7 protein-coding genes are annotated in these 7,700 nt (G+C 76.3%); 3 read left to right on the forward strand and 4 right to left on the reverse strand.

Translation table 11 applies throughout. The features are described from left to right. Positions 1-22 precede the first annotated feature (22 nt). Together ACFV0G_RS30280 and ACFV0G_RS30285 are read right to left on the reverse strand one after the other, a co-directional pair. Complete coding sequence (locus tag ACFV0G_RS30280) at positions 23-574, reverse strand: TetR family transcriptional regulator (protein WP_380554950.1); 552 nt, start codon at positions 572-574, stop codon at positions 23-25. Then, positions 571-2,043 carry an MFS transporter gene (locus ACFV0G_RS30285; protein WP_380554952.1) on the reverse strand — a complete coding sequence of 491 codons (1,473 nt, stop codon included), beginning with the start codon at positions 2,041-2,043 and terminating at the stop codon, positions 571-573. The genes ACFV0G_RS30280 and ACFV0G_RS30285 overlap by 4 nt, the downstream gene beginning before the upstream one ends. Before the next feature lie 448 nt (positions 2,044-2,491). On the opposite strand from ACFV0G_RS30285, the gene ACFV0G_RS30290 reads away from it, so the two are divergent. After that, a complete protein-coding gene (locus ACFV0G_RS30290; RefSeq protein WP_380554954.1) occupies positions 2,492-2,851 on the forward strand; it encodes a hypothetical protein in 360 nt (119 codons plus the stop codon). 58 nt (positions 2,852-2,909) lie between these two features. Continuing rightward, a complete protein-coding gene (locus tag ACFV0G_RS30295) occupies positions 2,910-3,533 on the forward strand; it encodes a hypothetical protein (protein WP_380554956.1) in 624 nt (207 codons plus the stop codon). A gap of 65 nt (positions 3,534-3,598) precedes the next feature. Here the strand turns inward: ACFV0G_RS30295 and ACFV0G_RS30300 are convergent, their stop codons facing one another. Then, complete coding sequence (locus tag ACFV0G_RS30300; protein WP_380554958.1) at positions 3,599-4,237, reverse strand: HAD family acid phosphatase; 639 nt, start codon at positions 4,235-4,237, stop codon at positions 3,599-3,601. Between the two features lie 357 nt (positions 4,238-4,594). Here ACFV0G_RS30300 and cofC point away from each other — a divergent pair, with 357 nt between their 5' ends. Next, on the forward strand, positions 4,595-5,218 hold the full coding sequence (gene cofC / locus ACFV0G_RS30305; protein ID WP_380554962.1) for a 2-phospho-L-lactate guanylyltransferase: 624 nt from the start codon (positions 4,595-4,597) through the stop codon (positions 5,216-5,218). A gap of 40 nt (positions 5,219-5,258) precedes the next feature. On the opposite strand, the gene ACFV0G_RS30310 is transcribed toward cofC, so the two are convergent. Then, the coding region (locus ACFV0G_RS30310) for a SpoIIE family protein phosphatase (protein WP_380554960.1) at positions 5,259-7,700 on the reverse strand (2,442 nt) is incomplete at its 5' end.

The raw sequence follows: 7,700 nt of genomic DNA on the forward strand, positions 1-7,700 counted from the left end.
GTCCGCGCCGGCCGGCCGTCGATCAGCCGTCGATCAGCAACTGGAGGCAGGGACCGTACAGGTCGGCGATCCGCTCCGGGTCGGCCTGCTCGCTGCGCCCGCCGATGCGGTGGATGCTCGACGTGGCGCCGAGCCCGAGCAGCTGGCCGACCACGAGCTCGGCCCGGAGCACCGGCTCGGGGCCGGTCAGCATGGCGGCCAGGCGGTCGGTGACCTGGGCCCGGAAGCGGTCCCGCAGGACCGTCCGCTCGTCGTCCTTGCCGAGCGCGAAGACCACCCGCAGCAACGGGTCGGTGCTGTACTGCCGCCGCACGCCCACGAGGCTGAGCACCAAGTGCCGACCGAGGCCGTCCAGCGGCGCGGCGAACAGGTCGTCGGCGGCCGCCGAGAAGTCGGTCACCGCGTCGAAGAGCTGCTCCTTGCTGCCGAACAGCTTGACGATCAGCGAGGCGCTGACGTCCGCCTCGGCGGCGACCCCGCGCAGTGTGACCTCGGCGTACGGGTGGAGGGCGAAGGCCCGGCGGGCGGCCCGCAGGATGGCCTGCCGCCCACCGGGGGCCGCCGGGGCGCTCATGCCCGGGCCTCGCCGACCGCGGCCGGACGGAGCTCCGCACCCGTCCCGATGACCTCGACCGCGGCGCCGCGGCCCGGCAGGAGCAGGGTGACCGCGAGGGCCAGCAGGGCGGCGCCCGCGGCGATCAGGAAGACCACCAGGTAGGCGTGCAGGGTCGGGGCGGTGCGGCCCGCCACCTGGAAGGTCAGGTTCGCCAGCACCGCGGCGACCACGGCGCTGCAGACCGCCTGGCCGACCGAGCGCATCAGGGTGTTGAGGCCGTTCGCGGCGCCGGTCTCGGCGGCCGGGACGGCCCGGATGACCAGGGCGGGCAGGGCGCTGTAGGCGATCGCGGTACCGGCCGACACGACGGTGGCGCCCGCGATGATCATCCAGAGCTGGTGGCTGGTGAAGAACCGCACCACGTAGCCCACGGCCATGATCACGGCGGCGAGGGAGAGGGTCACCTTGGGACCGTACCGGGCGGAGATCCGGGCCGACACCGGGGAGAGGGCCACCATGGAGACGCCGCCGGGCAGCAGGCACAGGCCGCTGACCACGATGGACGCGCCGAGTCCGTAGCCGGTGGCCTTCGGCTCCTGCACCATCTGGGCGGTGACCAGGGAGTTCGCGTAGAACGAGAAGCCGATCAGCAGGGCGGCGAGGTTTGCCAGCAGGACGGCGGGCCGCGCGGAGACGCGCATGTCGACCATCGGCGAGGCGTGGCGCAGCTCGTACGCGCCCCACGCCAGGCCGATGACGACGGCGGCGGCGAACAGGCCGAGCGTCCGACCGGAGGCCCAGCCCCAGTCGGCGCCCTGGGTGACCGCGAGCAGCAGTGCCACCAGGACGGCGGAGAGGCCGAGTGCGCCGAGCGCGTCGAAGCGGCCGGCCGAGCGGAGCGGGGACTCGGGGACCTTCCAGAGCACCAGGAGGACGTCCAGCAGGCCGAGCCCGGCGGAGACCCAGAACATGGTGTGCCAGTCCGCGTGCTCCACCACCAGGGCGGCGACCGGCAGGCCGACCGCCGCGCCGACGCCCAGCGTGGAGCTCATCAGCGCCACCGAGGAGAGCACCCGGGCGGGCGGCAGCTCGTCGCGCATGATGCTGATGCCCAGCGGGACGACCGCCAGTGCGGCGCCCTGGAAGGCGCGGCCGGCGATCAGCACGCCGATGTGGGAGCTGACCGCGCAGAGCACCGAGCCGAGGATCAGCAGACCGAGCGAGGCGAGCAGCACCCGCCGCTTGCCGTACATGTCGCCGATCCGGCCGAGCAGCGGGGTGCAGACCGCCCCGGTGAGCAGGGTGACGGTGACCAGCCAGCTGGCGGCGGTCGGGGTACTGCCGGTGAGCTCCGGGATGTGCGGCAGCAGGGGGACGACGAGGGTCTGCATGAGGGCGACGACCACGCCGCAGAAGGCCAGCACCCCGACCAGCAGCCTGGGGTGCGGGGTGTCGTCGATGGGGTGCGGTTCCGTTGCCGCGCGCATGGTGCTCCGAGTTCGCTGTCCAGAAGGGGTGTACAAGTGTTCACCCCAGGGTAAACACCTGTGCACCCCGGCTCTGCGGCGGGGGTGCCGGACAGCGGTGACCTGCGGTGGGGGCCCAGGTGAGGAGGGTGCGCGGCGCCCGGGGGGGGCGGGCGTCCCGGGGGCGCGGGGCCGGTTCTCCGGTCGGCCCGTTGAGGAGGTCGGGCCTTGCCCACGGCGCCCGCGCCCGGGTGCGGCTCGCGGCCGCGGCCCGATTCAAGCAGCGGCGCGGCGGCCGCCGCGACTGGCCGCGGGCACCAGGGCGCACCGCTCCCGCAGGGCGATCGACCAGTGGTCCACCCGGCCAGGGGGGCGCGTTGCGGCCGGTCGGCGCGGTGTGAGTGAATACCGCCTGCGCCGCCACGGACCCCGCCGTGCCACCGGCCCAGCACCGTGGTGAGGACCCTCCATGACTACCGGCACTCCCGCCGCCGCCCGGCGGCCGGCACCCGTCGCCCTCATCGCGGTCCTGGTGGTGTTCGGCCTGCTCGCCGCGGCCGTCGACGCACTGTTCTCGCTCGGCATGGTGTTCGGCACCGACTCGTGCGGCACCGGTGCCGCGGCGTCCGCCGGGGCGCTGTGCAACACCGCCGTGTGGGGGCTGCTCGTGCTGCTGCCGTGGGCCGGACTCGCCGCCGGACTGGTCGCCGCCGGAATCGCCGCCGCGGTGGCCCGGCGCCGCGGCCGCTCACCCTGGATCGCCCTGCTGCCCGGGGTCGGCCTCCCGCTGGCCGCGCTCGCCATCTCCTGTCTCGCCGTCTTCGCCTGACGGCCCGTTCCGTCCCGGCCGGGTCCGCCCGTCCGGGCGCCCGCCCGGAGACCCCGACATGAGTACGTTCAGCCCGCCCGAGCCGCCGTCCTACGCCGCCGCCTCGGCGCGCGAGCGCGCGGCGCGGATCGTCACCGACGTGCTCGCCCCGGCGAACCTCGTCATCGGCCTGCTGCTGCTGGTCGGGCGGCACAGCCGGCCCGGCTGGGCCGGCCCCGGCTGGGGGCTGCTCGCCGCGCTGTTCTGCGGCATCCTGCCGATCTCCCTGATCCTGTGGGGCGTACGGCGCGGGGCGCTCACCGACAAGCACATCCGGGTCCGTCGCCAGCGGGTGCTGCCGATGGCGGCGAGCCTGCTCTGCGTCCTGGCGGGCCTGGCCCTGCTGCGCGGGCTCGGCGCGCCGGCGGAGGTGGTCGCGCTGGTGGTGGCGATGCTGGTCGGCCTGGTGTCCTCGCTGGCGGTCACCGTCCGCTGGCAGATCTCGATCCACAACTCGGTGGCCGGCGGCACCGCGCTGGTCCTCGCCCTGGTGTTCGGCCCGTGGGCGGGGATCGCGGCCGCGGCCGGAGCGGCGGCGATCGGCTGGTCCCGGCTGGTCCTGAAGGCCCACACACCGGCCCAGGTGCTGGCCGGCACCGCACTCGGCGGCGTCAGTGCACTCGTCTTCGCCCTGCTGCGCTGAGCCCCGGGGCGGCGGCGCCGCGCCGCCCCGGGGACCGGCGGTCGCCGGGGGAGCAGGAGGCCCCGTCAGGAGAGCAGGCCGTCGTAGTCCGGGAGCTTGAAGGTGCGCTCGGCGTGGCCGCCCGCCAGGTCGGTGGTGTTGTTGCCGATGTTGGCGATGATCGTGTAGCCGCGCCGCTCGATGTCGGCCCGGCTCGCCGTCTTGTAGTCCTGGACGGACCCGAAGAGCTCGCCCAGGTCGCGGCCGTACAGGCCGTCCACCGGGTATCCGGCGTGCTGGAGACCGAACCGGGTCACCGGCTCGATGAACTCGGGACGGGCGGTCACGAAGAAGACCGCGGCACCGCGCGACTTCGCGTACCGGACCACGTCCAGGGTCGGCTGCACGGCCGGCATCAGGAACGGGTGGAAGTACGTCTCCAGGCTGGTGTTGTCGATGTCGAGCACGATCGCCGGGCGCTCGCCGTGCAGGGCCGCGGTGCGCTGCTCGATCCACGGGCGGGCCGGGGCGAGCGCCGCCGAGACGTCGGAGATCCACTGCGCCTCGGTCACGCCGGCGGCGCGGGCGGCCGACGGTGCGGCGACGGCCGGGGCCGTCCGGGGCGCGGCGGAGGTGGTGGCGGCGCCGGCCGGGGCGGCCATGACGCCGGTCAGGACGGCGGCGCCGAGGGCGGTGGCGGCAACTTTGCCCGTCAGACTCTTCACGTGGTCCAGGCCCTTCGTGAGGGTGGGAGTGCACGGCGGACGGCGCGGGCGCGGTCGCCCGCGCGGGGGGCCGCGCACCGGGTCGGATCAATCGGTACCGCAGGCTCCCACGGCGTCAGGTCGCTTGGGAAGAGTGTGACTTACCAGTAGGTAACAGAGTCGGGGCGATTCCGCGCGGACCGCCGCGCACGGACACCCGGGGCCGGCCGGCGGCACGTGACCGGGGGCACGGGGGTGGGACGGCGATCCCGCTGGCCGACCGCCGCCGCGGGTCGGGAGAATGTCCCGGTGAGCGAGCAGCAGACCGAGGGACCGGGCGGGCGTCCCGGGCACCCGGCGCCCCGGCCGGGCTGGTCGGTGGTGCTCCCGGTGAAACCGCTCGGACTCGCCAAGACCCGGCTCGCGGCCTTCGCCGGGGCGCACCGGCCCCGGCTGGCCCTCGCCTTCGCCCTCGACACCGCCGCCGCCGCGCTCGCCTCGCCCGCGGTCGCCCGGCTGGTCGCCGTCACCCGCGACCCGGAGGCCGGGGCGCTGCTCTCCGCGCTCGGCGCGGTGGTGGTCACCGATGAACCCGGCACCGGGCTCAATGCGGCGCTCGCGCACGGCGCCGCACACGCGGCGGCCCTCGCCCCGCACTCCCCCGTCGCCACCCTCTCCGCCGACCTGCCCGCGCTGCGGCCCGCCGAACTCACCCGGGTGCTGGCCGCCGCCCGCCCGCTCGGCCGCGCCTTCCTCCCGGACGCGCCCGGCCTGGGCACCACCCTGCTCACCTGCCCGCCCGGGGACACCCTGCGGCCGGCCTTCGGGGGGCGTTCACGGGAGCGCCACGCCGCGGGCGGGGCCAGCGAACTGCGCGTCGCCCGGGTCCCGTCGGTGCGCCGCGACGTCGACACCGGCGCCGACCTGCGCGAGGCGCTCGCCCTCGGCGTCGGCCCGCACACCGCGGCCGCCGCGGCCGCACTGGCCGGCCGGCGCCCCTGACCCGGCCGCCCTCCTTCGGCGCCGACGCACTGCACCGTCGTCACGCCGACGGCAGGGTCTGCTCCGCCCAGATGGTCTTGCCGTGCAGGGTGTGCCGGGTGCCCCAGGCCTGGGTGAGCTGGGCCACCAACAGCAGCCCGCGGCCGCCCTCGTCGAAGGTCCGGGCCCGGCGCAGGTGCGGGGCGGTGCTGCTGGCGTCGGAGACCTCGCAGATCAGGCTGGTGTCGTGGATCAGCCGCAGTTGGACGGGCGGCCGGCCGTACCGGATCGCGTTGGTGACCAGCTCGCTGACGACCAGTTCGGTGACGAAGGCGACCTCCTCCAGACCCCAGGCGGCGAGCTGCTCGACGGCGAGCCGGCGGGAGGCGGCGACCGCGGCGGGTTCCGCCGGCACCTCCCAGGTGGCGACCTGGGAGGCGTCCAGCGCGCGGGTGCGGGCCAGCAGCAGCGCCACGTCGTCCGCGGCGGGGGCTCCGGTGAGCAGGGCGGCGAGGATGTCGTCACAGGTCCGCTCCAGCGAGGGGCCGGCGGTCAGCAGCACCCGGCGCAGCCGGCCGAGCCCCACGTCCACGTCGTGCCCGGCGGACTCGACCAGGCCGTCGGTGAAGAGCGCGATCAGGCTGCCCTCCGCGAGGTCGAGCTCGGTCGACTCGAAGGGCAGGCCGCCGAGCCCGAGCGGCGGCCCGGCGGGGAGTTCGGGGAACTCGACGGCGCCGGACGGGTGGACCACCGCGGGCCCGGGGTGGCCGGCCCGGGCGAGCGTGCAGCGGCGGGCGACGGGGTCGTAGACGGCGTACAGGCAGGTGGCACCGATGTCGGCGCCGGACGTCCCGCCCTCGTCGCCGCCGGCGTCGCCGTCCTGCGGCTCCAGCTCCCGGTCGAGCCGCAGCACCAGGTCGTCGAGGTGGGTGAGCAGTTCGTCGGGCGGCATGTCGATGTCCGCGAGGGTCCGCACCGCCGTGCGCAGCCGGCCCATGGTGGCGGAGGCGTGGATGCCGTGCCCGACGACGTCGCCGACCACCAGCGCGACCCGCGCCCCGGAGAGCGGTATGACGTCGAACCAGTCGCCGCCGACGCCCGCCCGCGGCCCGGCCGGCAGGTAGCGGGAGGCGACGTCCACCGCCGCGTGCCGGGGTGCGCGCTGCGGCAGCATGCTGCGCTGGAGCGCGAGAGCGGTGTTCCGCTCGTACGTGTAGCGCCGGGCGTTGTCGACGCACAGGGCGGCGCGGGCGGTGATCTCCTCGGCGAGCAGCAGGTCGTCGGCGTCGAACACGTCGGCCGTGCGGTGGCGCACCAGGATGGTCAGGCCGAGCGTGTTCCCGCGGGCCAGCAGCGGAGCGACGATGAACGAGTGGATGCCGAAGGCCGAGACACCGGCCTGGCGCACGGGGTCGGCGGCCAGCCAGCGGCGGATGTCCGGGTCGTCCACGCGGTGCCGGGTGGCCCGGCCGGTGACCAGCGCGCGGGCCAGCGGCGAGTCGTCGGTGAAGTGGTCGGTCCGGCCCGGTTCGACCGTCGACTCCGGGCAGCCCGGCAGCACGGACTGCTGCGCCGCCCGGCGGAACGCGGCGCGCCCGGAGGGCGGGAGGCCGTCGGACCCGGAGGGTGCGAAGCGTTCGGCGGCCGGCGGCCGGTCCGGTCCGGCGCCGGACGGCGCCCCCGGCCGGTCGAAGGGCCCGGCACCCTGGAAGACCGAGTCGAGCAGGTCCACGCTGACGAAGTCGGCGAACTGCTCGGTCGCGACGTCGGCGAGCTCCTGGGCGGTCCGGGCGACGTCGAGGGTGGTGCCGATCCGCACGGCGGCGGCGTTGACGACGGCGAGCCGCTGGCGGGCCCGGTGCTGCCCGGTGATGTCGATGCCGCCGACCGACACGCCGCGGACCCGGCCGTCCGGGTCCTTCAGCGGGTAGAGCACGGTCGCCCAGGCGTGCGCCCGGGCATCGCCCGGCACCTGGACGAAGCTCTCGTCCCGGACGGTCTCGCCGGTCCGGAGCACCTGGGCCATGAGCTCCTCGATCCGGTCGTGCGGCAGGCCCGGCTGCATCCGGACGACGGTGCTCATCGGCAGTCCGAGGACGGCCTCCTCGCGGGCCTCGATGATCCGCAGCACCTCGTGGTTGGCGCCGACCAGGCGGGCGTCGCTGTCGTACACGGCGACGCCGATCGGCAGCTGGTCGAAGGCCCAGGCACCGAGCTCCCCGCGCCCGCCGGCGGCCTCCGGCGGCTCCTCGGCGGCCAGCACCCAGGCGCGTGCGCCGTGCGCGCCGCGCACCGGTGTGGCGCGCACCTCGGCGGCCACCGACCACCCGTCGCGGTGGCGCAGCAGGAGGCGGCCGCGCCACTCCTCGGCGCGGGCGAGGGCGCGGAGCGCGCCGGGCGGGGGCGGTGCGGCCAGCAGATCGGCGGCGGGCCGGCCGACGGCGAGCTCGGACGGGTGGCCGAGCAGGCGCTCCGCGCCGGGCGCCCAGGCGGTCAGCACGCC

The sequence above is a fragment of the Kitasatospora sp. NPDC059571 genome (assembly GCF_042735675.1).
Lineage (GTDB): Bacteria > Actinomycetota > Actinomycetes > Streptomycetales > Streptomycetaceae > Kitasatospora.

Excerpts from the sequence above, each read along its gene's own strand:
- ACFV0G_RS30295 (WP_380554956.1), top strand. The coding sequence starts at position 2,910 with ATGAGTACGTTCAGCCCGCCCGAGCCGCCGTCCTACGCCGCCGCCTCG.
- ACFV0G_RS30280 (WP_380554950.1), bottom strand. The coding sequence starts at position 574 with ATGAGCGCCCCGGCGGCCCCCGGTGGGCGGCAGGCCATCCTGCGGGCC.
- ACFV0G_RS30285 (WP_380554952.1), bottom strand. The coding sequence starts at position 2,043 with ATGCGCGCGGCAACGGAACCGCACCCCATCGACGACACCCCGCACCCC.
- ACFV0G_RS30290 (WP_380554954.1), top strand. The coding sequence starts at position 2,492 with ATGACTACCGGCACTCCCGCCGCCGCCCGGCGGCCGGCACCCGTCGCC.